This window comes from Janibacter melonis (assembly GCF_003721155.3).
In the GTDB taxonomy this organism is placed as follows: Bacteria; Actinomycetota; Actinomycetes; order Actinomycetales; family Dermatophilaceae; genus Marihabitans; species Marihabitans melonis.
This window is the reverse complement of sequence record NZ_CP044548.2, coordinates 325,867-351,980: the sequence shown is the minus strand read 5'-3', so window position 1 is coordinate 351,980 and position 26,114 is coordinate 325,867. Positions and strand designations below refer to the sequence as shown.

22 protein-coding genes and 1 riboswitch are annotated in these 26,114 nt (G+C 75.0%); of the genes, 8 read left to right on the top strand and 14 right to left on the bottom strand.

Going from position 1 to position 26,114, the window contains the following annotated elements; all coding sequences use genetic code 11:
• Positions 1 to 2 precede the first annotated feature (2 nt).
• The 10 genes from EEW87_RS01685 to EEW87_RS01640 all read right to left on the bottom strand — a co-directional run bounded on the left by EEW87_RS01685 (position 3) and on the right by EEW87_RS01640 (position 10,770).
• The gene (locus EEW87_RS01685; protein ID WP_123090923.1) at positions 3 to 1,991 is read right to left on the bottom strand and encodes a peptidoglycan D,D-transpeptidase FtsI family protein; all 1,989 of its coding nucleotides are present in this window, start codon (positions 1,989 to 1,991) and stop codon (positions 3 to 5) included.
• Between the two features lie 65 nt (positions 1,992 to 2,056).
• Positions 2,057 to 2,545, bottom strand: coding sequence for a rod shape-determining protein MreD (locus EEW87_RS01680; RefSeq protein WP_123090924.1), 489 nt, complete (start codon positions 2,543 to 2,545; stop codon positions 2,057 to 2,059).
• Positions 2,542 to 3,306 carry a rod shape-determining protein MreC gene (gene mreC, locus EEW87_RS01675; RefSeq protein WP_123090925.1) on the bottom strand — a complete coding sequence of 255 codons (765 nt, stop codon included), beginning with the start codon at positions 3,304 to 3,306 and terminating at the stop codon, positions 2,542 to 2,544. The genes EEW87_RS01680 and mreC overlap by 4 nt, the downstream gene beginning before the upstream one ends.
• A 4-nt stretch (positions 3,307 to 3,310) precedes the next feature.
• Positions 3,311 to 4,339 (bottom strand): rod shape-determining protein, encoded by a 1,029-nt coding sequence (gene mreB, locus EEW87_RS01670; protein WP_123090926.1) that lies wholly within the window; start codon positions 4,337 to 4,339, stop codon positions 3,311 to 3,313.
• Between the two features lie 22 nt (positions 4,340 to 4,361).
• On the bottom strand, positions 4,362 to 4,790 hold the full coding sequence (gene ndk / locus EEW87_RS01665) for a nucleoside-diphosphate kinase (RefSeq protein ID WP_123090927.1): 429 nt from the start codon (positions 4,788 to 4,790) through the stop codon (positions 4,362 to 4,364).
• Between the two features lie 36 nt (positions 4,791 to 4,826).
• A complete protein-coding gene (locus EEW87_RS01660; RefSeq protein WP_123090928.1) occupies positions 4,827 to 5,225 on the bottom strand; it encodes a DUF4233 domain-containing protein in 399 nt (132 codons plus the stop codon).
• A gap of 25 nt (positions 5,226 to 5,250) precedes the next feature.
• Positions 5,251 to 6,909, bottom strand: a complete 1,659-nt coding sequence (locus EEW87_RS01655) for a DHA2 family efflux MFS transporter permease subunit (protein WP_123090929.1) — start codon at positions 6,907 to 6,909, stop codon at positions 5,251 to 5,253.
• Positions 6,910 to 7,107: 198 nt separating this feature from the next.
• The gene (locus tag EEW87_RS01650) at positions 7,108 to 8,604 is read right to left on the bottom strand and encodes a bifunctional folylpolyglutamate synthase/dihydrofolate synthase (RefSeq protein ID WP_123090930.1); all 1,497 of its coding nucleotides are present in this window, start codon (positions 8,602 to 8,604) and stop codon (positions 7,108 to 7,110) included.
• Between the two features lie 238 nt (positions 8,605 to 8,842).
• Positions 8,843 to 10,048: a hypothetical protein gene (locus EEW87_RS01645; protein ID WP_123090931.1), complete on the bottom strand. Its 1,206-nt coding sequence runs from the start codon at positions 10,046 to 10,048 to the stop codon at positions 8,843 to 8,845.
• A 74-nt stretch (positions 10,049 to 10,122) separates the two neighbouring features.
• On the bottom strand, positions 10,123 to 10,770 hold the full coding sequence (locus EEW87_RS01640; RefSeq protein WP_123090932.1) for an ABC transporter ATP-binding protein: 648 nt from the start codon (positions 10,768 to 10,770) through the stop codon (positions 10,123 to 10,125).
• Between the two features lie 79 nt (positions 10,771 to 10,849).
• Between EEW87_RS01640 and EEW87_RS01635 the strand changes: the two genes are divergently transcribed.
• Positions 10,850 to 11,182, top strand: coding sequence for an ArsR/SmtB family transcription factor (locus EEW87_RS01635; protein ID WP_123090933.1), 333 nt, complete (start codon positions 10,850 to 10,852; stop codon positions 11,180 to 11,182).
• The gene (locus EEW87_RS01630; protein ID WP_068273853.1) at positions 11,179 to 11,685 is read left to right on the top strand and encodes an SRPBCC domain-containing protein; all 507 of its coding nucleotides are present in this window, start codon (positions 11,179 to 11,181) and stop codon (positions 11,683 to 11,685) included. The genes EEW87_RS01635 and EEW87_RS01630 overlap by 4 nt, the downstream gene beginning before the upstream one ends.
• Before the next feature lie 111 nt (positions 11,686 to 11,796).
• Here EEW87_RS01630 and EEW87_RS01625 read toward each other — a convergent pair whose 3' ends face one another.
• From EEW87_RS01625 to ileS, 4 genes are all read right to left on the bottom strand, one after another.
• Positions 11,797 to 12,639, bottom strand: coding sequence for an SMP-30/gluconolactonase/LRE family protein (locus EEW87_RS01625; RefSeq protein WP_123090934.1), 843 nt, complete (start codon positions 12,637 to 12,639; stop codon positions 11,797 to 11,799).
• Positions 12,640 to 12,655: 16 nt separating this feature from the next.
• Complete coding sequence (locus EEW87_RS01620) at positions 12,656 to 13,879, bottom strand: SDR family NAD(P)-dependent oxidoreductase (RefSeq protein ID WP_123090935.1); 1,224 nt, start codon at positions 13,877 to 13,879, stop codon at positions 12,656 to 12,658.
• Complete coding sequence (locus tag EEW87_RS01615; RefSeq protein ID WP_123090936.1) at positions 13,876 to 15,480, bottom strand: phytoene desaturase family protein; 1,605 nt, start codon at positions 15,478 to 15,480, stop codon at positions 13,876 to 13,878. The genes EEW87_RS01620 and EEW87_RS01615 overlap by 4 nt, the downstream gene beginning before the upstream one ends.
• Before the next feature lie 101 nt (positions 15,481 to 15,581).
• Positions 15,582 to 18,875, bottom strand: coding sequence for an isoleucine--tRNA ligase (gene ileS / locus EEW87_RS01610; RefSeq protein WP_123091520.1), 3,294 nt, complete (start codon positions 18,873 to 18,875; stop codon positions 15,582 to 15,584).
• 338 nt (positions 18,876 to 19,213) lie between these two features.
• Positions 19,214 to 19,281: riboswitch (cobalamin riboswitch) on the top strand.
• Between the two features lie 105 nt (positions 19,282 to 19,386).
• Between ileS and EEW87_RS01605 the strand changes: the two genes are divergently transcribed.
• Genes EEW87_RS01605 through EEW87_RS01580 form a run of 6 tightly spaced genes read left to right on the top strand, consistent with a single transcriptional unit; the run spans position 19,387 to position 25,938 of the window.
• Positions 19,387 to 20,697 (top strand): prenyltransferase/squalene oxidase repeat-containing protein, encoded by a 1,311-nt coding sequence (locus EEW87_RS01605; RefSeq protein ID WP_148041520.1) that lies wholly within the window; start codon positions 19,387 to 19,389, stop codon positions 20,695 to 20,697.
• 14 nt (positions 20,698 to 20,711) lie between these two features.
• Positions 20,712 to 21,746, top strand: coding sequence for a hypothetical protein (locus EEW87_RS01600; protein WP_163562359.1), 1,035 nt, complete (start codon positions 20,712 to 20,714; stop codon positions 21,744 to 21,746).
• Positions 21,743 to 22,888, top strand: coding sequence for a CbiQ family ECF transporter T component (locus EEW87_RS01595; protein WP_123090940.1), 1,146 nt, complete (start codon positions 21,743 to 21,745; stop codon positions 22,886 to 22,888). The genes EEW87_RS01600 and EEW87_RS01595 overlap by 4 nt, the downstream gene beginning before the upstream one ends.
• On the top strand, positions 22,885 to 24,513 hold the full coding sequence (locus EEW87_RS01590; RefSeq protein WP_123090941.1) for an ABC transporter ATP-binding protein: 1,629 nt from the start codon (positions 22,885 to 22,887) through the stop codon (positions 24,511 to 24,513). Before EEW87_RS01595 ends, EEW87_RS01590 begins: the two co-directional genes overlap by 4 nt.
• On the top strand, positions 24,510 to 25,358 hold the full coding sequence (locus EEW87_RS01585; RefSeq protein WP_123090942.1) for an ECF transporter S component: 849 nt from the start codon (positions 24,510 to 24,512) through the stop codon (positions 25,356 to 25,358). The genes EEW87_RS01590 and EEW87_RS01585 overlap by 4 nt, the downstream gene beginning before the upstream one ends.
• 43 nt (positions 25,359 to 25,401) lie before the next feature.
• A complete protein-coding gene (locus EEW87_RS01580) occupies positions 25,402 to 25,938 on the top strand; it encodes an NUDIX hydrolase family protein (protein WP_068273837.1) in 537 nt (178 codons plus the stop codon).
• Positions 25,939 to 26,114: the final 176 nt, after the last annotated feature.

The following is a 26,114-nucleotide window of genomic DNA, read 5'->3' as shown; positions in this document are numbered from 1 at the left end:
GATCAGCGCGTCGTGCGGGCGAGAGAGGCGTGGATCTCGCGGGCGATGCCCGCGGCCGTACCGCCGCCGGTGCCGCCCTGGCCGACGACGACGGCGACGGCGTAGCGGGGACGGTCGGCCGGGGCGTAGCTGACGAACCACGCCGTGTCCTCCTCGCCGAAGACCTCCGCGGTGCCGGTCTTGCCCGCCACCGGCCAGGCGTCGAGGTCGAAGCCCCGGAAGGCGCCGGCGCCGGTGCCCTCGGTGACGACACCTTCGAGCGCGGAGCGCAGGTAGCGCCCCATCGCGGGGTCGAGGTCGACGGTGCGCGCCGGCGCAAGCGGGCGGTCCGTCCGCTCGCCCTGCGCGGTGCGCGTGGCCGAGACGAGCCGCGGGGTGCGCACGCTGCCGCCGGTCGCGATCGCGGCGTAGACCTGGGCCATCTGCAGGGGGGTGACGAGCGTGTCGCCCTGCCCGATGGAGAGGTTGACCTCGTCGCCGGGGCGGAACTGGTAGCCGTTCGCGCAGCTCTCGCGGGCGAGCGCCCTGAGGTAGGCCGCGCGGGTGGCGTCGGCGACGGCGGGGTAGCCGTCACGGGCGCGGCGGCAGGACTCGTCCTTCGTCGCCTCCCAGTACTCGCGCTTCCAGGTCCGGCCCGGCAGGCGTCCGGCGCTCTCGACGGGCAGGTCGACCCCGGTGCGCGCGCCGAGCCCGAGGTCGCGGGCCGTCGCGAGGATCGCGTCGTCGGCGTCGCGGCCGGACAGCCCCCCGGCACGCTCCCACACCCGCTCGGCGTTCGTGTAGAAGACGGTGTCGCACGAGACGACGAGCGCGCGGTGCCAGCTGATCCGGCCGTACGCCCGTGACTCGAAGTTGCGGAAGGTGCGGTCGCCGATGCGCACGCTCGACGCGCAGTCGACCTGCTCGTCGAGCTCGTCGGGGGCGACGACGGCGGGCATCGTCACGACCTTGAAGGTCGAGGCCGGCGGGTAGGCCCCGCCCGTCACCCGGTCGGTGAGCGGTGTCGACCCGGGCCGACCCGTGAGGCGCTCGTACTCGGCGCTGCTGATGCCCCCGGTCCACACGGACGGGTCGTACGTCGGCACGCTCGCCGAGGCCACCACTCCCCCGTCGCGCACGTCGACGACGACGGCGGCCGCCTCGTCGGCCGGGAGCCCGCGGGCCTGCGCGTCGCGCACGCCCTCGGCGAGGGCCTCCTGCGTCGCGCGCTGGACGCGGGCGTCGATCGTCGTGACGACGTCGTCACCCGGCACGGGGTCGCTGCCGGGCTCGGTGCCCGTGACGATGCCGCGTGCGTCGACGCGCACCTCTGCCGAGCCGGGCTCGCCGCGGAGCACGTCGTCGTACTGCTGCTCCAGACCGGCGCGCCCGACGAGGTCGCCGTCGTGGATGCGCCCCGCCGAGGCCTCGACCGTCGCGGCGTCGGCGGGCGTGAGGTAGCCGAGGACCTGGGGGGCGAGCGGCACCTCCTGGTCGCGCCGCACCGCGGTCGTCACGACCTCGGCCGCGGGGTAGCGGTCGCCGCGCTCGCCCAGGCGCAGGGCGAGGCGGGAGGACACCCCTTCGGCCACCGTGACGGGCACGTAGGCAGACCCGGGCCAGCAGCGCGGGGCGGGCGCGGCGTCGGGGGCGCCGCACAGGGTGAGCCGGTCGCGCAGCGACTCCGGCGTCACCCCGAGGTCACGGGCGAGGGCGCGAAGGGAGGAGCGGCCCGCGTCGTCCTCGTCGGCGAGGACCGCGCGGTCGAGGGTGACGTCGAGACGGACCGCGTCGTCGGCCAGCGGCACGCCGCGGCGGTCGAGGATGCGCCCGCGGGGAGCCGGGGTGAGGACGACCTGGGTGCTCGTGCTCGGTCCGGCGTCGCCCGCGGCGACCGGGGCGGGGTCGAGCTGGAGCTGGCCGAGACGTCCGACGAGACCGGCGAGGAGCACCGCGATGACGGCGAGCACGGCGACGAGCCGGGCGTGGAGGTTCGGGCGTCGCGACCCCACCCGTCTCGGCCCTCGCCGGCGTGACGGCCGCCGGCTCACCGGCGGCCGCCTCACCGCAGGTCGCCTCACCGGGGGCGGCGGCCGGCGACCCGGCGGTCGAGGGCGAGCAGGACGGGCGTGAGGAGCACGGCGAGGACGACCGTGCCGACGAGCTGACCGAGCAGCGCGAGCCAGGCGACGGGCGCCCCGGTCGTCAGGGCGCGCACGACCGGGACGGCCGTGACGACCACCCAGCAGGCGGCGGCCACCGCCCCGGGCCACCACAGCGGCCACCCCGACACCCGCCGGGCCGCGCCGGCGACGGCCCCGACGACGGCGTGGGTGGCCGCGGCCAGCCCGAGGATCTCGCCACCGGGCGGCACGAGGTCGCTCATCCAGCCGCCGACGAGACCGGCGAGGATCCCGTCGGCGGGCCCCGAGGCCATGCCGATCGCGACGACGACGAGCAGGACGAGGGTGGGGGGCACGGGCACGCCGCGCGCCGCGAGGACGGCCGAGCCGACGGCCGCGAGGGCGAGGGCGGGCACCCGCCACAGCCACACCGAGCGCGTCATCGCGTCGTCCCCGTGACGACGCCGACGACGTCGAGGGCGGGCAGGTCGGCGACGGGGCGGACCGTCGCGACGGCGGTGAGCCCGGTGGCGTCCTGAGGCGCCGTGACGACCTCGCCGACGGGCAGACCCGGCGGGTAGGGCCGGCCGTCCTGGCTGCCGAGGGTGCGGACCTGCTGACCGGGCTCGAGCCGGCCCTCCTGCACGGCGCGGACGGCGAGCTCGCCGGGCCGCTCGTCGAGGGTCGGCTCGCTGCCGGAGAGCTCGGCCAGCACGCCGGGCGCGGTGCCGACACGGACGCCGACGCTCGTGCCCGAGGCGCCGAGCAGCTCGACGTCGCTCGTCCACCGCGAGACGGAGACGACCCGCCCGACGAGCCCGTCGGGGCTGACGACCGCCCGGTCGGTGCTCACGCCGTCGCGCGAGCCGACGTCGAGGGTGACGCGCACGGCGCCCCGGGCGTCCCGGGCGCCGACGGCGACGACCCGCGCCGGCACGACGTCAACCCGGTGGTCCTGCGCGAGGTCGCGCAGCTCGCTCTCCTGCTCGCCCGCGGAGCGCTCGTCCTCGAGCTCGGCGACACGCAGGCGCAGCCGGGTCAGCTCGGCGTCACGGGGGTCGCCCGCGTCGGTGCTCGTCGCCCGCAGCATCGGGCCGAAGACGCTCGCCCCGACCGAGCGGACAGGGCCGGTCGGCCCCCCGGCCACGTCGAGGAGCAGCAGGAGCACGGTGAGCGTGACGAGCACGGCCAGACCCCGGCGCACGACGTCAGAACCTCCGGCCGTCGACGAGGACGGGCTCGAGCGTGGCGAAGTCGTCGACGCACCGGCCCGCGCCGCGCACGACGGCGCGCAGCGGCTCGTCGGCGACGCGCGTGGGCACCCCGAGCTCGTGCTCGAGCCGGGCGTCGAGCCCGCGCAGGAGGGCGCCGCCGCCGGTGAGCACGACACCTCGTGAGAGCACGTCGCCGACGAGCTCGGGCGGGCTGGCGTCGAGGAGCGAGCGCACGAGGTCGACGACGGCCCGTACCGGGGCGTCGAGGGCGCGGCGGACCTCCGACGAGCCGATCTCGACCGTGCGGGGCAGCCCGGTGACGAGGTCACGGCCGCGGACCCGGGTGCGCCGCTCCTGGCCGAGGGGGAAGGCGGAGCCCGCCTCGATCTTGATGTGCTCGGCGGAGCGCTCGCCGAGCAGCAGCGAGTAGTGCTGCTCGACGTGCGCGGCGATCGCCTCGTCCATGCTCTCGCCGCCGACGCGCACGGACCGCGAGGCGACGACGCCCCCGAGGGCGAGGATGGCCGCGTCGGTCGACCCACCGCCGATGTCGACGACGGTCGAGGCGTCGCTGCCGGTGAGGGGCAGGCCCGCGCCGATGGCCGCGACGACGGGCTCCTCGACGACGTAGACGCGGCGGGCGCCGACCCGCAGCGCGACGTCCTCGACGGCCCGGCGCTCCAGCGGCGAGACGGTGCTCGGCACGCACACGACGACGCGGGGTCGCAGCACCGAGGAGACGCCGACCGTGTCGGCGAAGACGCGCAGCATGCGCTCGGCGACGTCGGGGTCGTGGATGACCCCGCCGCGCAGAGGTCGCACCGAGCGCATCGAGCCCGGGGTGCGCCCGAGCATCTCCTTGGCCGCACGGCCGGCCGCGAGGACCTCGTCGGAGTCCGCCGCGAGGGCGACGACGCTCGGCTCGTCGAGCACGACGCCGCGTCCCTGCTGGTGGATCAGGGTGCTGGCGGTGCCGAGGTCGAGGGCGAGGTCACGGCCGGGGAGCCACCGACGGGACGGCACGAGCGCTGCGGACGAGGTCGCGTCAGGACGCGAGCTGGGGGAACCAGATCGCGATCTCGCGCGCCGCCGACTCCGGGGAGTCCGAGCCGTGGACGATGTTCTGCTGGACCTTCAGGCCCCAGTCGCGCCCGAGGTCGCCGCGGATGGTGCCGGGGGCGGCCTCGGTCGGGTTCGTCGCGCCGGCGAGCGAGCGGAAGCCGCGGATGCAGTCCTCGCCCTCGACGACGACCGCGGTGAGCGGGCCGGAGGACATGAAGTCGACGAGCGGCTGGTAGAAGGGCTTGCCCTCGTGCTCGGCGTAGTGCGCGGCCAGCTGCTCCTGGGTCGCGGAGGTGACGTCGAGGGCGACGAGGGTGTACCCCTTCGCCTCGATGCGGCGCAGGACCTCACCGGTGAGGCCGCGGCGGTAGCCGTCGGGCTTGACGAGGATCAGGGAGCGTTCGGTGGTCACGGGCGCCACCCTATCGGCGTGCGCCGTGGGCGCCGCTCAGGCCCCGCCGGCGGCGCGGGCGCGCTCGGCGTCCTCGGCGTCGACGCGGCGCCCCACCCGCAGGCACAGCAGCCACAGCGCGCCGAAGATCAGCCCGACGACGAACATCGATGTCACGAGGAAGCCGCAGAGCACCGTGGCCAGCTGGACGGCCCAGCCGATGGCGACGCCGCCCGGCCGGCGCACGAGGCCGGCGGCGACGGCGCAGGCGATCGCGAGGACGCACATGACGACGAAGGGGGTGGCCGAGCTGTCGTTGCCGGCGAAGCCCCGCGCGACGAGGGCCCCGAGGAAGATGACCACCGACTGCCCGCCGAGCACGGTGGCGAGCATGCGCCACGTGAAGCGGCCCGACGCGATCGCGCCGGGCCGCCGGGGTCCGTCGATGGTGCTCATGACGGACCAGGGTATGCGAGGTGGGTCAGTGCATCGCCACGTGCACCGGCTCGGCGTCCTCGTCCCCGTCGAGCAGGTGGCTCTCCTCGCGCTTGCGCGGGAGGAAGAGGGCGACGACGAGGGTGAGCGCGCACAGCCCGCCCGAGACCCAGTACGTGCTGGCGAAGGCGCCGGCGAGGTCGGAGCGGACCGCCGCCATGAGGACCTCCTGGGCGCGCGCCGGGTCGGCGACCTGGCCGATGACCCGGGCGACCTCGGGGAAGCGCTCGAGGAGCTGCTGCACCTGGTTCGGGTCGGTGACCCCCTTCGCCGCGTCGCCGTACTTCTGCGCCTGGTCGACGAGCGGACGGGACTCGATGGAGTTCGTCAGCAGCACCGAGATGATCGCGACGCCGAAGGAGCTCGCGACCTGCTGGGTGATGTTGAGCAGCGTCGAGCCGCGGGCGACCTGGTGGGCGGTGAGCGTCTTCAGCGCCGAGGTCATGAGCGGCATCATCGTGCCGCCCATGCCCAGACCCATGACGAAGAGCACCGGGATGATGTAGCCCCAGTAGGAGGTCTCGGCGTCGATCTGGGTGAGCGCGAACATGCCGCCGGTGATGAGGGCGATGCCGAAGGGGACGATCCGCCCGACCGGCATCTTGTCCACGAGCGCGCCCGCGATCGGCATGGTGATGAGCGCGCCGATGCCCTGCGGGGCGAGGAGCAGGCCCGCGGTGAAGGTGTCCTCGCCGCGCACCTGCTGGAAGTACGTCGGGACGAGGAGCAGCCCGCCGAAGAAGGCCGCCGCGAAGAGGAACATCGTCAGCGCCGCGACCGTGAAGTTGCGGTTGGTGAAGAGGCTGAGGTCGAGCAGCGGGTGCTCGGGCTTGAAGGACCACCAGGCGAAGGCCGCCATGAGGACGATGCCGACGAGCGCCGGCGCGAGGACCTTCGTCGCGAGGATGGTGCCGGTGTCGGGGATCGAGCTCACGCCGTAGAGGAAGAGCGCGAGACCGGGCGACATGAGGAGCAGGCCGACGACGTCGAGCGACTCGCTCGGGACGGCGGAGTCCTTGGGCAGGACGACCCAGGCGTAGACGAGGGCCGCGGCACCGATGGGGAGGTTGATGAGGAAGATCCACGTCCAGCTCGGGCGCCCGAGCCAGTGGGCGTTGTCGATGAGCCAGCCGCCGAGGATCGGGCCGCCGATCGGGCCGAGGAGCATCGGGACGCCGAGGATGGCCATGAGCCGGCCCATCCGCTGCGGGCCCGCGGCGCGGGTCATGATCGTCATGCCGAGCGGCATGAGCATGCCGCCGCCGAGCCCCTGCAGGACCCGGAAGCCGATGAGCGCCTCGATGCTCGGGGCGAAGGCGCACAGCGTCGAGCCGAGGGCGAAGAGCGCGACCGCCGTGAGGTAGAGGCGCTTGGTGCCGAAGCGGTCGGCCGCCCAGCCGGTGAGCGGGATGACCGTCGCCAGGGCGAGGGTGTAGCCGGTGACGGTCCACGCGACGGTGGAGTACTGGAGCGGGTCCGGGCCGGTGGCCAGGTCGGTCTGGAAGTGCGGGAGGGCGACGTTGACGACCGTGATGTCGAGGATCGACATGATGGCGCCGAGCACGACGACGCCGGCGACCTTGAGGACGGCCGCGTCGATCTTCTCCGGGTACGCCTGCGTCCTGGCAGGAGCGGTTGAGGACATGCGGTGATGACTCTCTCGTGGCAGAGGGGCCGGTCCGAGGATGCCCGGACGGCGCGAAGGGGGGCCGACCTCGCGGCTGTGCGGAGGTCAGGGCCGACGAAGGTGCACAGGCTGCACCGATACGACCAGGCTACTGCGGGGTCTGGTCGGACGTCCAACCCCTTCGCGCCCCGTCGTATTCCCGCCGGGGCGGGGAGGTCAGTCCTCGTCGCCGTCGCCGAAGACGTCGTCGAGGATGTCTGCGGCGTCGCCGTCGTCCTGCACGGGGGCCGGGGCACCCCGGTCGAAGGTGCGGGCGGGCTCCCCTTCGCCGCCGTGGCCGAGGAGCAGGCGCACCTCGGCAGCGGTGATGACCGAGCCGGTGGCGAGGACGCCGCCGCCCACTCCCCCGTCGTCGGCGAGCTCCGCGGCGCGGTCGAGCGCGTCCGGCAGCTCGGGGACGACGGTCACGCGGTGCTCGCCGAAGACCTCCTCGGCCGCGGCTCCCAGCGCGCGCGGTGACATCGCCCGCGGCGAGGTCGTGCGGGTGACGACGACGTGGTCGAGGACCGGCTCGAGGATCTCGAGGATCTCGGTGGCCTCCTTGTCGGCGAGGATGCCGATGACGCCGACGAGACGGGTGAAGGTGAAGGAGTCGGCGAGCGCGGCCGCGAGCGCCCGGGCCCCGTGCGGGTTGTGCGCGGCGTCGACGATGACGGTGGGGCTGCGGCGCACGATCTCGAGACGACCGGGCGAGGTGACCTGCTCGAGCGCGGGGCGCAGGACGTCCTGCGACAGGCGCTGCTCTCCCCCGCCGACGAAGGCCTCGACGGCGGAGACCGCGAGCACGGTGTTGTGGGCCTGGTGCTCGCCGTGCAGCCCGAGGAGCAGGTCCTCGTGCTCGCCGGCGAGCGAGGTGAAGGAGATCTGCTGGCCGCCGACGGCGACGTCGCGGGCGGTGATGCCGAGCTCTCGGCCGGAGAAGACGATGCGCGCGCCGACCTCCTCGGCCCGCTCGCGCAGGATCTCGGCGACGTCCTCCTCCTGCTCGGCCGAGACGACGATGGCGTCGGCCTTGATGATCCCGGACTTCTCGCCGGCGATGTCGAGCACGGAGTCGCCGAGGAAGTGCTGGTGGTCGAGGTCGACGGGGGTGATGACGGCGACGGGGGCGTCGATGACGTTCGTCGCGTCCCACGCCCCGCCCATGCCGACCTCGACGACGGCGACGTCGACCGGGGCGGCGGCGAAGGCCGCGTACGCGACGGCGACGACGACCTCGAAGTAGGTCATCCGCGGGCCGCCCTCGGCGACCGACTTCGTGTCGACGGCCTCGACGAAGGGCAGGACGTCGGCGTACGCGTCGAGGAAGTCCTCTCGGCTGATCGGCTCGCCGCCGATGCTGATCCGCTCGCGGATGTCGTGCAGGTGGGGGCTGGTGAAGCGCCCGGTCTTCAGGCCCATCTCGCGCAGGACCGCCTCGATGATGCGCGCGGTGCTCGTCTTGCCGTTCGTGCCGGTGACGTGGATCGCGGGGAAGGTGCGCTGCGGCTCCCCGAGCAGGTCCATGACCGCCTGGATCCGGTCGAGGCTGGGCTGGAGGTCGTGCTCGGGCGTGCGGGCGAGGATCGCCTCCTCGACCAGACGCATCTGCTTGCGGATCTCGAGCTGCTGGGCGGCCGCCTTCTGCGCGGCCTGCGGGTCACCACTGGGCATGCCCGCCATCCTCCCACCGCCGCGACCCCCCTTCGCGCCACCTCCCCCTCCCCCCTTCGCGCGCCACCTCCCCCTTCGCGCCACATCCCCCTCCCCTTTCGCGCTGAGCACCGCTCGTGGTCCGCGAGACCCGCTCGTCGCGGCCCGGCGAGGAGCGGTGCTCACGGACGAGGAGCGGTGCTCGGCGAAGGGGTGGGCGGGGTGGGCGAGGGCGAAGGGGTGGGCGAGGGCGAACGGGTCAGACGGCGAGGTAGGCCGCGAGGGCCGGGACGCTGACGAGGACACCTGGGGGCAGGAGCCACCACGCGACGACGCGGGGGATGACCGACTGCGGCATGACGGTGACGAGCGGAGGGGCGGCGCGGTGGGTCGTCCACGTGACGACCCACAGGTGCAGCGGCACGAGGACGACGACGAGGGCCGTCGTCACGCCGGGGTCGCCGAGCCCCGTCGCCGCGGCGACGGCGACCAGGCCCCCGACGAGCGCAGCCACCCCCGGCAGGACGAGATGGCCGAGCGTCTCGCGCCGCGGTCCCCACCCGAGCACGGGCACGAGAGGCGCGGACTGCCCGCGCAGGCCCGTCGCCCACGCGACGACGCCCTGGTAGAGCACGAGCGATGCGAGCACCCCGAGGACGGCCGAGCGGGGCGTGAGCAGACCGACCCCCAGCCCCCCGAGGGCGAGGAGCAGGGCCGCGCGCACCAGCCCCGGGCCGCGCCGCACGGCGAGGAGGTCTCGGCGCAGGAGCATCGCCCGACCAGGGCGCAGCCGGCCGAGGTGGCGCGGCGGTCGCCCCCCGAGCTCGCGCACGAGCGCCGTGCGCTGCCCGGACAGGAAGGACCCGTAGACGCCCTCGCCCCGGTCGCGCTGGCGACCAAGCCCCTGCTCGGTGAGCCGGCGCAGCGCGTCGGCGGGACGAAGGGGGTGCCCCCCGCCGTCGGCGGCGACCTGACCGGCCAGCCAGGCACGGGCGACGACGGCCCCGAGGAGCACCGAGGCGGCGGTGACGCCGAGCGCGCCGAGCGGCCCGACGACGGCGGCCGACCACAGCGCGAGGGCGAGCAGCAGCCCGAGCGCCGCCGCAGCGGCGAGCACCGCACCGCCGAGCAGCAGCCACCAGCGTCGCAGCGACACCGCCCGGTCGGCCGGGCCGGCGACGACGTGGCGCACCCACAGCATCGGGGGCGCGACGGGACCGCGCACCCGGCCCACCCGGTGCGCGACGACGGGCGCGGCGACGACGGCGAGGACGAGAGCCCCCGCCCCGACGGGGTCGGTGAGCACGTCGACGAGCCCGGAGCGGCCGAGCGCGGCGAAGACGACGTGCCCGTAGGGGAAGAGGTAGACGGCGCCGAGGAGGACGACGACGTAGACGACGTAGGCGACCGAGCCGAGGCTCGTCAGCTGCGCGCCGCGACGCACGACGGCGAGCGCGTCCGACACGAGACGTCGGGAGTCAACCGCGGGCTCACTCCCGGGCCCGCCATCGGGCGGCGCGGAGGCCGCCACCGGCTCGCTCACGCCTCGGCCGGGCGCAGGACGAGCTCGTCGTCGGCGACGATCTCGGCGAGGAGCGGGTCGTGCGTCGCGAGGAGCATCGTCGTGCCGGCCCGGACCCGCTCGCGGAGCAGCTCGGCGACGACGCGGCGCCGGTCCTCGTCGAGGCGCTGCTCGGGCTCGTCGAGGACGAGCAGGTCGGCGGGGCGGAAGAGCACCAGTGCGATGTCGGCGAGCTGGCGCTGCCCCGAGGACAGCTCGGTGACGAAGCGGTCGGCGAGCCCGCCGATCGTCAGCCCGTCGAGCACCTCGTCGACCCGCTGCTCGACGGTGGCCGGGTCCCCGCCCCACGACGCGTCGACGAGCAGCAGGTGCTCGTAGACGGTGAGGTCCGGGTAGATCGCGCTGGGCCCGAGCAGCCCGCCGAGACGGCGGCGCAGCCCGGACGACCGGGCGTCGACCCGCGTGCCCGCGACGCGCACCTCGCCGGTGCTCGGGGCCTGCGCCCCGGCGACGACCCGCAGCAGGGTCGTCTTGCCGGTGCCGTTGTCGCCCCGCACGGCGAGGCAGCGACCGGGCTCGACCGTCGCGCTCACGAGGGCGAGCAGCGGGCGCGGCCCGATGCTCACGCCGACGTCCTCGATCTCGACCCGCGCCGGAGCATCCATGGGCGGCAGGCTACCCAGGGGGGCGGCTCCCCCCTTCGCCCCGTTGACACGTGACCTTTTGGTCACCTAATCTCGACGCATGGCCGATGACGACCTCGTCTTCCGAGCGCTGGCGGATCCCACCCGCCGGCTGCTCCTCGACGCGCTGCACGAGCGCGGCGGGCGGACGCAGTCCGAGCTGGAGCAGGTCGTGCAGGGCCAGGTGGAGATGACGAGGTTCGGGGTGGCCAAGCACCTGCGGCTGCTCGAGGAAGCGGGTCTCGTCGTCACGCGCAAGGAGGGACGGAGCAAGCACCACTTCCTCAACGCCGTCCCGATCCAGACGATCCACGAGCGCTGGATCGGCAAGTACACGGCGGCGCGGGCCTCCGCGCTGCTCGACCTCAAGAGAGCCCTGGAGGACCAGCCATGAGCCAGACCCAGATGTACCGCATCTTCATCGACGCCACCCCGGAGCGGGTGTGGCAGGCGATCACCACCCCCGAGATGAGCCGCATGTACGGCTACACGGGAGACGTCTCCTACGACCTGCGGCCCGGCGGCGACTTCCGCCACCACGCGAGCGAGCAGATGCTCGAGATGGGCATGCCGGAGGTCGTCGTCACCGGCGAGGTCCTCGAGAGCGACCCGCCGCGCCGGCTCGTGCAGACCTGGGCACCCGTGTGGATCCCCGAGGAGCCCGCGGGCACGCTCACCTGGGACATCGAGGTCACCGCCGACGGCGCGACCCGCCTCACCCTCACCCACGACGTCACCGACCGGCCGCAGACCGCCGAGCAGGTGGCCGGCAACCCCGACCCGTCCGGTCTGGGCGGCGGCGGCTGGCCGTGGGTGCTCTCGGGCATCAAGACCGTCCTCGAGCGGGGCGAGCCGATGGAGCGCGGCGTCTGGGAGCGCCAGGCCTCCGCCTCCTGACCCGCCCCTCCCCCTTCGCCTCCTCCCCCTTCGCCGAGGTATGGAGATCGGTCGTGACGTGGCCCACCACCCCGACCGATCGCCATACCTCGGCGGGGGGCGAGGGGGGGGTCAGCCGGTGAACTCGCGGACCGGCAGACCTCGGACCCCGGGCGAGACCCGGAAGAGCGAGCCGGCGAGCGGGTCGTCGCCCTCCTCGAGCCCCTCGCGCGAGGTCGTGACGTACAGCTCGTCGAGAGCGGGCCCGCCGAAGGTGCACGCCGTCACCTGCCGCGCGTCGACCTCGACGACCTCGTCGAGCCGGCCCGCCCGGTCGTAGCGGTGCACGACGCCCTGGTCGAAGATCGCGGTCCACACCCCGCCCTCGGCGTCGACGGTCAGGCCGTCGGGGTGCCCGCCGTCGCCGACCTGTACGAAGGGGCGCCGGCCGGTGAGCCCGCTCTCGCGGTCGTAGTCGAAGACGTCGACCCGCCCGGTCTGCGTGTCGTTGTAGTAGGCCAGCGCGCCGTCGGGGCTCCACTCGAGCCCGTTGGAGATCGTCACGCCCGTCAGCTGCACGCTCGTCGACCCGTCGGGGTCGAGGCGGTGCAGGCTCGCGGCCCCCTCGCCCTGGTCGTAGGCCATCGAGCCGCACCAGAAGCGGCCGTCGGGGTCGCATCCCCCTTCGTTCATCCGCACCGGTCCGGACCACAGGTCGCGAAGGGGGGTCACCGTCCCGTCCGCGTCCTCGAGGGCGAAGCCGCGCTCGAGCGCGAGGACGGCGCCGCCGCGGGTGCGCGGGCGCAGGGCCGCGACGACGGTGCCGACGTGCCGCCGGGCGACCGAGCCGTCGGGCGCCAGGCTGAGCACGTCGCCGGCGACCATGTCGACCCAGCGCAGGCCGCCCCACCGGGGCGACCACACCGGGCCTTCTGCGTGATGGGCGACGGGGTCGGTGATCTGCTCGGCCTGCATGCCCGCCATCCTGCCGTCAGGCGGAGCCGAGGTCGCGCTGCGGGGCCTCGGCGAGATCGGCGAGCCGGCGCAGCGCCAGCGTGCTGCGCACGACGACCGCGCCCTGCCGGGCCAGGCGCGGCACGACCCGACCCGGCCCGTCGACGACGTCCTGGCGGATCGTCACCGTGCACGACGGCCCGTCGTCCGGCTCGACCTCGACCCTGAGTCGGGTCGGCCCGGCGGCTCCCTGCGCGCCGAGGACGAGGTGGCGTCCGTCCTCGGCCTCGTGCACCCGGGCGCCGGGGAGCCACTGCTGGAGACGGGCGGGGTCGGCGAGGACCTCCCACACCCGGTCGGCCGGTGCGGCCACGGTGCGCCGGACCGGCAGCGAGCCAGGCGGGTCCTCCACCTCGGGCGGGACGTCGCGCGGCTCGAGCACGTTGCCCGCCGTCGGCTCGACGCCCCGGCCGGCCTGCTGGGCCACGCGTGAGGCGAGGGGCCCGACGGCCGCGTCGTAGAGCCACGGCAGGAGCCGCGAGCCCAGGACGATGACGTGGTTGGTCCAGGTGAGGTCGACCTCGCGCCTGGGTCGTTCGAGGCAGGCCATCACCGCGTCGGCGGCCTTGTCCGGACCGGCGACCGGCTCGGGCGGGCGGCCGTGGCGGCCCGAGAAGGTGCCCGAGCTGCGGTAGATCGGGGTGTCGACCCCGCCGGGCGAGACGAGCGAGATCTCGACGTCCGGGTCGCCCCGGTGCTCGACCTGCAAGGTGCGCACGAGGCCGTGCAGGCCCCACTTCGCGGTGACGTAGGACGACATCTCGGGCACGACGACCTTGCCGAGGACGGACCCGACGACGACGAAGCGACCGCCGCCGCTGCTGCGGAAGATCCGCAGCGCCTCGCGGAAGACGCGTGAGGTGCCGAGCAGTGTCGTGTCGATCGCGGCCTCGAAGACCTCGGCCGGCACGTCCTCGAAGCGCCCGTAGGTGAGCACCCCGGCGCTGTGCACGACGGCGTCGAGGCGGCCCAGGCTGGCCGCGGTCTCGAAGGCCGACCGCACCGCCTCGGCGTCGCGGACGTCGGCGGGCACGACCATGGCGGAGCCGCCGACCCGCTCGCACGCGGCCCGGGCCCGCTCGAGCGCGGGCACGCCGCGACCGACGAGGACGACGACGTGGCCCTGGGCCGCGAGCCGCTCGGCGACGGACAGGCCGATGCCGCTGCCCGCACCGGTGACGAGAGCCACCCGGGCGGTCATGACCGGTCCCCCGTCGTGAGCACGCGCGACCAGGCGGTGCGCACCACCGCCCGGTGCACGGCCCCGAGCCGGCCGTGGGCGGACAGCGCAGCACGAGCGGCGTTCGAGCCGCACGTCCCGTGCACCCCGCCGCCGGGGTGGGCCGACGCGCTCGCGAGGTAGAGACCGGGGACCGGGGTCTCTGAGCGACCCAGACCTGGGGTGGGGCGCATGAAGAGCTGCTGGTGCAGCGCCGAGGTGCCGCCGTTGACCGAGCCCCCGACGAGGTTGGGGTCCCAGTGCTCGAGGTCGCTCGGCGACTGGACGTGCTCGCCGACGACATGACCGGCGAAGCCCGGGGCGACCTGCTCGACCGCCTGGCGCATGCGCTCGACGTGCTCGTCGACGACCGCCGGGTCGTGCGTGCCGACGGGCAGGTGGGTGTAGGCCCAGGCCGACTCGGTCCCCTCGGGCGACCGGGTGGGGTCGGCGGTCGTCATCTGCCCGAAGAGCAGGAAGGGGCGGCGCGGGACCCGGCGCAGGGCGAGGTCCTTCGAGACCTCGAGCAGGCCGTCGTCGTCGACGCCGAGGTGCACCGTGCCGGCGCCGGCGAGCCCCGGGGCGGCCCACGGCACCGGTGCGTCGAGCGCCCAGTTGACCTTGAGCGTGCCGGCGTCGAGCTCGAAGCGCTCGAGGTCGGCGAGGAGCCGGTCGGGCACGACGTCCGGGTCGAGCATTTCGCGGTAGAGGTGGGGCGCCCCGACGTCGGCGAGCACGGCGCGACGCGCCCGCACCGTGCTGCCATCACGCAGCCGCACGCCGCTCGCCCGGCCGTGCTCGACGAGGACGGTCTCGACGGTGCTGCCGGTGCGGATCTCGACGCCGCGCGCCGTCGCCCGGCGGGCCATCGACAGCGCGAGCTCGCCCGCGCCGCCGCGGGGCACCGGGAAGCCGACGTCCTGGCCGAGCATCGCGAGCAGCCACCCGAAGAAGCCGCTGCCCGCGCCGTCGGGCGGCAGGTCGCTGTGCATCGCGTTGCCGGTGAGCAGCACGCGGCCGCCCTCGCCGGCGAAGGACTCCTCGCCGAGCCGGCGCACCGGCACGGTGGCCAGACGGGCCAGCTCGACCAGACCGGCGGCCCGCTGCTGACGCGCGAGGCGCAGGCCCGCCCGCACGGGCGGGAAGGGGGTGAAGAGCGCGTCGAGCAGGGGGTCGCGCACGGAGCGCCAGTGCTCGACCATCCGCAGCCAGGCGGCGCCGTCGCCCGGCGCCTCGGCCTCGAGACCGGCGGCGGTCGCCTCGGCGTCGCGCTCGATGACGGCGGCCCGGCCGTCGGGCAGGGCGTGGCCGACGACGGACGGCGCGTCCACCCACTCGAGGCCGTGCTCCTCGAGGTGCAGCCCGGAGATGACCGGGCTCGCCGCGGCGAGCGGGTAGAAGGCGCTGAAGAGGTCCGAGACGAAGCCCGGCGCGGCCACCTCGGCGCTGCGCACCGCTCCCCCGACCTCGTCGGCGCCCTCGAGGAGGACGACGTCCCAGCCGGCGTCGGCGAGGAGGTTGGCGGCGACGAGCCCGTTGGGCCCACCGCCGATGACGACGGCGTCGGCCACGGCTGAGGTCATCGCTGCGCTTCTGTCATGCGGCGACGCTAGCAACGCGCCTGCTCCCCGGGGCCGTGAGCGCCTCCCCCCGAAGGGAGGCAGTCAGGCCCCGGGGCGGGCTGCTAAAGGCGGGTCACCTTGATGCGCACCGTCTCTCCCTCGGACAGGGTCGTCTCGACGACGCCCTCGCCGACGGGCAGCGCCTCGAGCTGGGGAGCGGCGCCGAACTGGGCGGCGAGCGTCTCCTCGACGACGAGGCCCTGGTGGGCCAGGGTCGCCTCCCACAGCCGCTGGCTGCCGGTGACGGTGAGGCTGATCCGGTCCGAGACCTCGAGCCCGGCGCGCTTGCGCGCGTCCTGGACGGCGCGCACGACGTCGCGGGCCAGGCCCTCGGCGGCGAGCTCCTCGGTGACCTCGGTGTCGAGGACGACGAAGCCGCCCCCGGGCAGCATCGCCGTCGCGCGGCTGCTCGAGCCGTCGTCGGCGACGACCGACTCGAGGGTGTACTCCCCCTCGACGAGCGCGAGCCCGCCGGAGGTGACGGTGCCGTCCTCGGCCACCGACCAGTCGCCCGTCTTGCTGCCCTTGATCGCGTGCTGCACCTCGCGACCCAGGCGCGGCCCGGCGGCGCGCGCGTTGACCGTGAGGCGCTGGGTCACCCCGAAGCCGTCGGCCGCGGGGTCGTCGAGGTCGAGCAGGCTGACCTGGCGCACGTTGACCTCGTCGGCGACGATCGCGCCGAAGGGGGCGAGCGCGGCCGCGCCCGGGACGACGACCGTGAGGTCGCGCAGCGGCAGACGGGTGCGCAGCTTGTTGGACTTGCGCAGCGAGGACGCGGTCGAGCAGACCTGGCGAGCCGTGTCCATGGCGACGACGAGCGCGTGGTCCTCGGGCAGGTCCGCGGCGTCCGGGTAGTCGGCGAGGTGCACCGAGCGCCCGCCGGTCAGGCCCCGCCAGATCTCCTCGGTCGTCAGCGGCAGCAGCGGCGCCGCGACCCGGCACAGGACCTCGAGGGTCGTGTGCAGCGTGTCGAAGGCGGCCTGGGCGTCGCTCGTGTCCTCGCCCGTCGCCCAGAAGCGCTCGCGCGAGCGCCGGATGTACCAGTTCGTCAGCACGTCGGTGAAGCCGCGCACGGCGTCGCACGACCCGGCGATGTCGTAGGCGTCCATCCGCTCGCGGACGTCCACGACGAGCTCGCGCAGCTTCGCCAGCAGGTAGCGGTCGAGCGGGTCGGTCGACGCCGTGGACCAGCGCGCCTCGTACCCGCCCGGCATGGCGTTGGCGTAGAGGCTGAAGAAGTACCAGCTGCTCCACAGCGGCAGGAGGACCTGGCGGACCCCTTCGCGGATGCCCTCCTCGGTGACGACGAGGTTGCCGCCGCGCAGGATCGGGCTGCTCATGAGGAACCAGCGCATCGCGTCGGCGCCGTCACGATCGAAGACCTCGCGGACGTCCGGGTAGTTCCGGAGACTCTTGCTCATCTTCGCGCCGTCGTTGCCGAGGACGATGCCGTGGCTGATGCAGCTCGAGAAGGCCGGCCGGTCGAAGAGCGCGGTCGCGAGCACGTGCAGGGTGTAGAACCAGCCGCGCGTCTGCCCGATGTACTCGACGATGAAGTCGCCCGGGAAGTGCTCCTCGAACCACTCGCGCTGCTCGAAGGGGTAGTGCACCTGCGCGTAGCTCATCGACCCGGAGTCGAACCACACGTCGAGGACGTCCTCGACGCGGCGCATCGTCGAGCGGCCCGTCGGGTCGTCGGGGTTGGGCCGGGTGAGGTCGTCGACCCACGGGCGGTGCAGGTCGGGCTCACCGGCCTCGTTGCGCGGCAGCCGGCCGAAGTCGCGCTCGATCTCCGCGAAGGAGCCGTAGACGTCCAGGCGCGGGTAGGCCGGGTCGTCGGACTTCCACACCGGCACCGGGGAGCCCCAGAAGCGGTTGCGGGTGATCGACCAGTCGCGGGCGTTCTCGAGCCACTTGCCGAACTGCCCGTGCTTGACGTGCTCGGGCGTCCAGGTGATCTGCTCGTTGTTGGCGAGCATCCGCTCCTTGATCGCCGTGACCTCGACGAACCACGACTCGACGCCCTTGTAGATGAGCGGCTGACGGCAGCGCCAGCAGTGCGGGTAGGAGTGCTCGTAGGTCTCGCGGCGCAGCAGCACCGTGCCGGGGGTGACCCCGCCGCTCGCCTCGCCGCGCGTCGTCGCGCGCAGCGCGTCGATGATCGGGCCGTTGGCGTCGAAGACCTGCAGGCCCTCGTAGTCGGCGACCGGCGCGGTGAAGCGCCCGTCCTTGGCGACCGGCATGACGGCGGCGATGCCCTCGCGGTCGGTGACCTCCTTGTCGACCTCGCCGAAGGCGCCGGCGGTGTGCACCAGGCCCGAGCCGTCGGTCGTCGTCACGGCGTCGTCGGCGGCGACGACGCGGAAGGCCCGCTCGTGCCCCAGGTAGTAGGCGAAGGGGGGCGTGTAGGTCCGCCCGAGCAGCTGGGCACCGGTGTACCGACCGAGGACCGTCGGCTCCTCGCCGAGCTCACGGGCGTAGTGGCCCAGGCGCGCCTCGGCGAGGACGAACCTGCCCGTCTCGTCGGTCCCGGGCACCGGGGCCTCGACGACCACGTAGTCGATGCTCGAGCCAACCATGACCGCGAGGTGGCTGGGCAGGGTCCACGGGGTCGTCGTCCACACGAGCAGCCGGGCGCCGTCGAGCACCGGGTCCTCGCCCGTGGAGTCCATCGTCAGGCCGACGGTGACGGCGGGGTCCTGACGCTGCTGGTAGACGTCGTCGTCCATCCGCAGCTCGTGGTTCGACAGCGGGGTCTCGTCCTGCCAGCAGTAGGGCAGCACGCGGAAGCCCTCGTAGACCAGGCCCTTGTCGTGCAGGCTCTTGAAGGCCCACATGACCGACTCCATGAAGTCGGGGTTCATCGTCTTGTAGTCGTCGTCGAAGTCGACCCACCGCGCCTGACGGGTGACGTAGTCGCGCCACTCCCCCGTGTAGCGCATGACCGACTCGCGGCATGCGTCGTTGAAGCGCTCGATGCCGAGCTCGCGGATCTCGTCGGTCGTCTTCAGGCCGAGCTGGCGCATCGCCTCGAGCTCGGCGGGCAGCCCGTGGGTGTCCCAGCCGAAGCGTCGCTCGACCCGCTTGCCGAGCATCGTCTGGTAGCGCGGGACGACGTCCTTGACGTAGCCAGTGAGCAGGTGGCCGTAGTGCGGCAGGCCGTTGGCGAAGGGGGGCCCGTCGTAGAAGACAAACTCGTCGGCGCGCGTCGTGGAGGCGCGCTGCTCGACGGAGGCGCGGAAGGTGTCGTCGCCCTCCCAGTACGCGAGCACGCCCTCCTCGATCGCGGGGAAGGAGGGGCTCGCGGGCACGCCGAGGGCGGCGCCGGGGTGGGTGGAGGCCTTGGGGTAGGTCATCGGCTGTGGCTCCAGCGGGTCGTCGCGGTCGTCGTCGACGAGGACGACGTCGCCGCGACCTCCCGGTCTCGGCGGCACCGCGGTACCACCTCGCTTGCCGTCACCACCCCTTCGCGGGCGAAGGGGGTGCTGCCGACCGCTCATGAGGGCTGTGACGGGCCCACCCGTCCGGTTCTAGTGAGGAGCGACACCTCGGGCGAAGGGGTCGCGTCCCGTTCTTCCGGACAGCTCGCCGCTGATGACGGCTCAGACGCTACGAGCAGTGTAGTGGGCACCGCCGCGACCGGCGTACCCTGATGGTGCCCACCCCGTCGCCGGGGCGGGACGCGCAGCCCCAGGGGAAGCCGGTGAGATCCCGGCACTGTCCCGCAGCCGTGACGGCACGTCGTGCCGAAGTCGGAACGCCTGGCCTGCGCGGGCTCAGCACACCACCCGTCGCGGACCACGGGTCGAGCCCGTCATCTCGGTGCCGGGTGCAGACCAGCTCGCCACCCGACCGAGAGAGACCACCGTGCCCCTCACGTCACGCCGTCCCCCCTTCGCCACCCTGCTCACCGGCTCTGCCCTCGCTGCGGCCGCCACCCTCGCGCTCGCCCCCGCCGCGCAGGCCGCCGAGCAGCCGAGCGCCACGACCTCCGCGGCCTACCTCGCCGCCCAGCTCGAGGCGAACGACGACCGGCTGAGCGTCAGCTACGGCGACCAGTCCTACGACGACCCCGGCGTGACGATCGACGCGATCCTCGCGATGCAGGCCACGGGCACCGCCGGCGACCAGTCGCAGGCCTCGACCGACCACGTCCTCGGTGCGGCCGGCACCTACACCGGCAGCGCCGGTGACGAGCTCTACGTCGGCGCGACCGGCAAGCTGCTGACGCTCACCGCCTCGCGCGGCCTCGGCGGGACCGTCGGCGGCACCGACTACCTGGGCGCGCTGCAGGCCCGCGAGCAGGCGAGCGGGCAGTTCACCGACGACTCGCAGTACGGCGACTACTCGAACACCCTCGGCCAGTCCTTCTCGATCATCGGGCTCGAGCGCCACGGCGTCGACGTGTCCGACGAGGCCGTGGACTTCCTGCTCACCCGGCAGTGCGCCGACGGCGGCTTCGCCCTCGAGAACGCCGGCGCGTGCACCTCGGACCCGGACGCGACCTCCGTCGCGGTCCAGGCCCTCTCGGGCGCCGGCGGCCAGGACGCGGCGATCACCGAGGCGGTCGACTACCTCCAGGCCCGTCAGGGCGGGGACGGCGGGGTCGGCGGCGGCACCTCGACGAGCGAGGAGAACTCCAACTCCACCGGTCTGGCCGCGGTCGCCTTCCGGCTCGCCGGTCGCACCGACGCGCTGACCTCCGCGCGCGGCTTCCTCGACTCCGTGCGCCTGGGCTGCGAGTCCCCGGACGTCGCCGGCGCCCTGGCCTACACCCCGGCCGACGCCGCGGCCGCCGACGCCTCGACGCAGCCGAGCGACCAGCTCAACCGCTCGACCGCCCAGGCCCTGCTCGGCAGCACCGACGTCTCCTACCTCGACGTGACCTCCGACGGCGCGGCCGCCGCTCCCGTCGCGCTGGACTGCGCCGACGAGCCCACCCCGGGCGACCCGAGCACGACCGACCCGAGCGACGAGCCGTCGACGAGCACGACGACGGTCACCGCGACCGCACGCCCGACGACCCCCGGCCAGGAGCCCACCCGACCCGAGGTCGTCCAGACCGACGACGCCCGTGACGGCGGCCTCGGCGCCGCCGGCTGGGTCGGCGCCGGGCTGCTCGCCCTCGTCGGTGCCGGTGCCGTCATGGGCTCGCGCCGCCGCGGGGCGCACCGCTGAGGCCCGGGACCACGATGTCGACGACCACCCGCCTGCTCGCCCGCGGCGCCGCCGCGACGCTGCTCGTCGCCCCGGCGCTCGCGGTGAGCGCCGCTCCGGGGCAGGCCGCGGCCTGCCAGGGCACCTCCGGCGTCACGGTCGTCGTGCAGTACTCGGGCGGCGTCGACGTGCGCTGCGCCCCGGGCGACCCGACCTCCGGGGCCGACGCCCTGAAGAGGGCGGGCTTCACCATCACCGACGTCCAGACCCAGCCCGGCTTCGTGTGCCGGATCAGCGGGCAGCCGAGCAGCGACCCGTGCGTGCGCACGCCCCCGGGCAGCGCCTCGTGGTCCTTCTGGCGGGCCGAGGCCGGCGGGTCGTGGGCCTACAGCAGCTACGGCGCGTACAGCCCGCAGAGCGACCCGGCGCCCGGCAGCTACCAGGGCTGGCGCTTCGGTGCCGGGTCGGCGCCGGCGTGGTCGGTGCCCGCGGCTGCCCCGGCGCCCACCCCGAGCGCGGCGCCCTCGTCGAGCGGGGGCGTGGGTGGCGGGTCCAGCGGCTCGGGCTCCGGCGGCTCGAGCTCCGGCGGCTCGGGCTCCGGCTCGAGCACCCAGGGCTCCGGCTCGAGCGCGCAGGGCTCTTCTGGCTCGGGTGCTGGCGGCTCTGGCACGAGCGGCTCGGGTGCGGGTCGCTCGGGCGGGGCGACCGGCAGCGGCGCGCCCGCTCCGGGCTCGACCCCCTCCGCGCCTGCACCCGGGGCGACCACCGACGGCTCCGGCACGGCTCCCGGGGCGACCTCGACCCCCTCCGCGTCCTCGAGCGGTCGCCCGAGCGCCACTGCCGGGTCGACGCGATCGGGCTCGACCCGCGAGCGCACCCCGTCGGCGTCCCGCAGCAGCTCCTCGGGCTCGGCCGGCGCGACGGCCGGCGCCCCCCAGGACGTGCTGCCGACGAGCACCCCGGTGCGCGAGGAGGACGGCTCCTCCGCCCTGCCGGCGCTCGCCGGCCTCGGGCTCGTCGCCCTCCTCGGCGCGGGCGCGGTCGTCGCCGCCCGTCGTCGACGCGCGTGACCCCACCCCTCCCCCGGGCGGTGCACCCCGGGGCCTGGTGGCTGTGGGCCATCGCGCTCGCGGTCGGCGTCTCGGCGACGACGAACCCGCTGCTGCTACTCCTCGCGATCTCGGTCGTCACCTTCGTCGTCGTGTCGCGTCGTCCGAGCACCCCGTGGGCCCGGGCCTTCCGCCTCTACGTCTGGCTCGGCGTCCTCGTCGTCGTCCTGCGTCTCGTCCTGCACGTCCTGCTCGGCCTCAAGTGGGGCGAGACCGTGCTGCTCGAGCTGCCGAGCGCGACCCTGCCCTCGTGGGCCGCCGGCATCGACCTGCTGGGCACCGTCCGACTGGAGGGGCTGCTCGCCGCGGGCTTGGAGGGCCTGCGCCTGGCGACGATGATCCTGTGCGTCGGCGCGGCCAACGCGCTGGCGAACCCCAAGCGGCTGCTCGCGGCGCTGCCCGGCGCGCTCCACGAGATCGGGGCCGCCGTCGTCGTCGCGATCACCGTCGCCCCCCAGCTCGCCGAGTCCGTCCAGCGGGTGCTGCGGGCGCGGCGACTGCGCGGTGACGCCGGGCGGGGTCTGCGCGCCTTCCGCCGGGTCGCGATGCCGGTCCTGCAGGACACCCTCGACCGCTCCCTCATGCTCGCCTCGGCGATGGACTCGCGCGGCTACGGCCGGCGCGGCGACGTCCCCCTTCGCCGCCGGCGGCTCGTCAGCGGGGTCACCCTCGCGTCGCTCCTCGCGATCTGCCTCGGGGTCTACGGACTGCTCGACACCCGCAGCCCGGCGTGGATCGGCACGCCGATGCTCGTCGGCGGGATCGGTCTGGGCGCCCTCGGGCTGCGGCTGGGCAGCGCCGCGGTGCACCGCACCGTCTACCGGCCCGACCCGTGGCGGGGCGCGGAGTGGCTCGTCCTCGCGTGCGGCGTCGCCGGGGCCGCCGGGGTGCTCGCCGCCCAGGAGCTCGACCCCCTCGGCCTGTCGCTGCCCCTGCAGCCCCTCGGGGCGCCCGCGCTGCCGTGGACGGCCGCGCTCGGGCTCCTCCTCGCCGCGCTGCCCGGGGTGCTCACCCCGCTCCCGCCGGTCACCCGGGCGAGCGCCGCCCGCCGCGCGTCCGGTGCCCCTGCCCGAGCCGTCGCGACCCCGCAGGAGAGCGCATGAGCACGGGCAGCCACCACGGGCCGGCCGTGGTCCTCGAGCACGTCGGGGTGACCTACGCCGACGCGACGCAGCCGGTGCTGCGCGACGTGGACGTCGAGATCGAGGAGGGCGAGCTCGTCGTCGTCGTCGGTCGGACCGGCTCGGGCAAGAGCACCCTGCTCGGCACGATCAACGGCACGGTCCCCCACTTCACCGGCGGCACCCTCTCGGGGCGGGTCGTCGTCGCCGGGCGCGACACGCGCACCCACCGGCCGCGCGACCTCGCCGACGTCGTCGGTGTCGTCGGGCAGGACCCCCTCGCCGGCTTCGTCACCGACACCGTCGAGGCCGAGCTCGCCTACGGCATGGAGCAGCTCGCGCTGCCGCCGGCGACGATGCGCAAGCGGGTCGAGGAGACCCTCGACGTCCTCGGCATCGCCGACCTGCGCGACGCCCCGCTGCGCGACCTCTCCGGGGGCCAGCAGCAGCGGGTCGCCATCGGCGCCGTCCTCACCTGCCACCCGCGCGTCGTCGTCCTCGACGAGCCGACGTCGGCGCTCGACCCGACGGGCGCCGAGGACGTGCTCGCCGCGATCACCCGGCTCGTCCACGACCTCGCGACGACGGTGATCATCGCCGAGCACCGCATCGAGCGGGTGCTCCACCACGCCGACTCCGTCCTCCACGTCGTCGACGGGCGGGTCGAGCACGGGTCGCCCGCGAGCGTCATGCGCACCGCGACCGTGGCGCCGCCCGTCGTCGAGCTCGGCCGCGTCGCCGGGTGGGACCCGCTGCCGCTGTCGGTGCGTGACGCCCGCCGCGCCGCCGTCTCCCTGCGGCGCGAGCTGCCGCCCCGACCCGCCCCGGTGCCGCCGACCGCCACCGAGCCGGTGCTCGAGGCGGGCGGGGTGAGCGTGCGCTACGACGACCTCGTCGCCGTCCAGGACGTCGACCTCGTCCTGCCCCGCGGCAGCGTCACCGCCCTCATGGGCCGCAACGGCAGCGGCAAGTCGACGCTGCTGTGGGCCCTGCAGGGCTCCGGCCCGCGCACCGCCGGGCGGGTGCGCGTCGACGGGGCCGACACGGCCGACCTCGGCGCGGCGCAGCGTCGCGCCCGGGTGGGGCTCGTGCCGCAGACCGCGAGCGACCTGCTCTACCTCGACACCGTCGACGCCGAGCTCGCGCAGGCCGACCGCGAGAGCGACGCCGCGTCCGGCACGGCTCGCGCGCACCTCGACGCCCTCGCCCCGGGCATCCCCGGCGAGCGCCACCCCCGTGACCTCTCCGAGGGGCAGCGCCTCTCGCTCGTGCTCGCGGTGCAGCTCACCGCCGACCCGCCGGTCCTGCTCCTCGACGAGCCGACGCGCGGGCTCGACTACACCGCGAAGGCCGCCCTGCGCGACGCCGTGCGCCGGCTCGCGCGCAGCGGGCGCGCGGTGCTGTGCTCGACCCACGACGTGGAGTTCGTCGCCGAGAGCGCCGACCGGGTGCTCCTGCTCGCAGCCGGCGAGGTCGTCGCCGACGGCCCGACCGCCGACGTCGTCCTGGCCTCCCCCGCCTTCGCCCCCCAGGTCGCGAAGATCACGGCGCCGGCGGGCTACCTCACCGTCGCCGAGGTGCGCGCGCAGCTCGAGGCTCGGCGATGAGCCCGACGAGCCCGCCGCGCCCGGTCGTCGACGGCCACCGGGTCCGGGCCGTGCAGCTGCGGCCGTGGTCGACCGCCGCGGTCGTCATGTCGAGCGTCGTCGGGCTGCTCGCCTTCGGCTGGCCGCTCCTGATCTCCCCGGAGATGGCGAGCGAGCACAGCGCCGACGCGCCGCTCGTGCTCGCCCTCCTCCTCCCCTTCGTCCTGGCCGTCGTCCTCGCCGAGGTCGCCGAGGGCGGGCTCGACGTCAAGGCCGTCGCGATGCTCGGGGTCCTCTCGGCCGTGGGCGCGATCCTGCGGCCGATGGGCGCGGGCACCTCGGGGGTCGAGACCGTCTTCTTCCTCCTCGTGCTGGCCGGGAGGGTCTTCGGGCCGGGCTTCGGCTTCGTGCTCGGCACGACGACGCTCTTCTCGTCGGCGCTGCTCACAGCCGGCGTCGGCCCGTGGCTGCCCTTCCAGATGCTCGGCGCCGCGTGGGTCGGGCTCGGCGCCGGGCTGCTGCCGCGGGCGAGGGGGCGCGCCGAGATCGCGCTGCTCGCCGGGTACGGCGCGCTCGCCGCGCTGCTCTACGGCGTCGCGCTGAACTTCGCCTTCTGGCCCTTCACCGTCCAGGGCGAGAGCGCGATCACCTTCGTGCCCGGGGCGCCGGCGCTGGAGAACCTCCAGCGCTTCCTCGTCTACTCCGTGTCGACCTCGCTGGGGTGGGACATCGGGCGGGCGCTGACCACCGTGCTCCTCGTCTGCCTCACCGGTCGGGCCGTCCTCGGGGCCCTGCGGCGGGCCTCGCGCAAGGCGGCCTTCGACGCGCAGGGACGCTTCGAGGGGCCGCAGGACCAGCCCGGCTGACGCCGTGCGTCGGGGCGCCGCCCGCTCTGGCAGGATCGGGGCCATGTCGACCGAGACCCACCGCCAGGAGGCCTGGCTGCCTCGCGAAGAGCTCGAGTCGGTGCGGGGCCGTGTGCCGATGCTCTACGTCGTCGCCGTGCCCGTGCGCGTCGACCAGAGCGGCGAGATCACCTCCGTCGGGCTGCTCCTGCGGGCCACCGACACCGGCCGGATGGAGCGCGAGCTCGTCGGCGGTCGGGTCCAGTACCACGAGCGGATCCGCGACGCGCTCGTGCGCCACCTCGAGAAGGACCTCGGCCCGATGGCCCTGCCGCAGGTGCCGCCGAGCCCCCAGCCCTTCACCGTGGCGGAGTTCTTCCCCACCCCCGGGGTCACGCCCTTCCACGACCCGCGCCAGCACGCCGTCGCGATGGTCTACGTCGTGCCCGTCGGCGGCGACTGCGCCCCCCAGCAGGACGCGCTCGACCTCTCCTGGCTCACCCCGAGCGAGGCCTCCGAGCCGGGCCTGCTCGCCGACATGGGCGGCGGCCACGGCGTCCTCCTGCGCCAGGCCCTCTCCCACCTCGGTCACCCGGTCTGACCACTTCGCCGGGTCCCCTTCGCCCCTAGTCCCCCGGGGGGGCTCGCCACACCCGCCACATGTTTATCGGGTCACCCGATAAACACCGGCTCAGCAGGAGTTTCTTACTCGTGCTGGGCGGGGGTTTATCGGGTGACCCGAGAATCTTGGGGCTGGTGGGACTCAGCCGCGAAGGT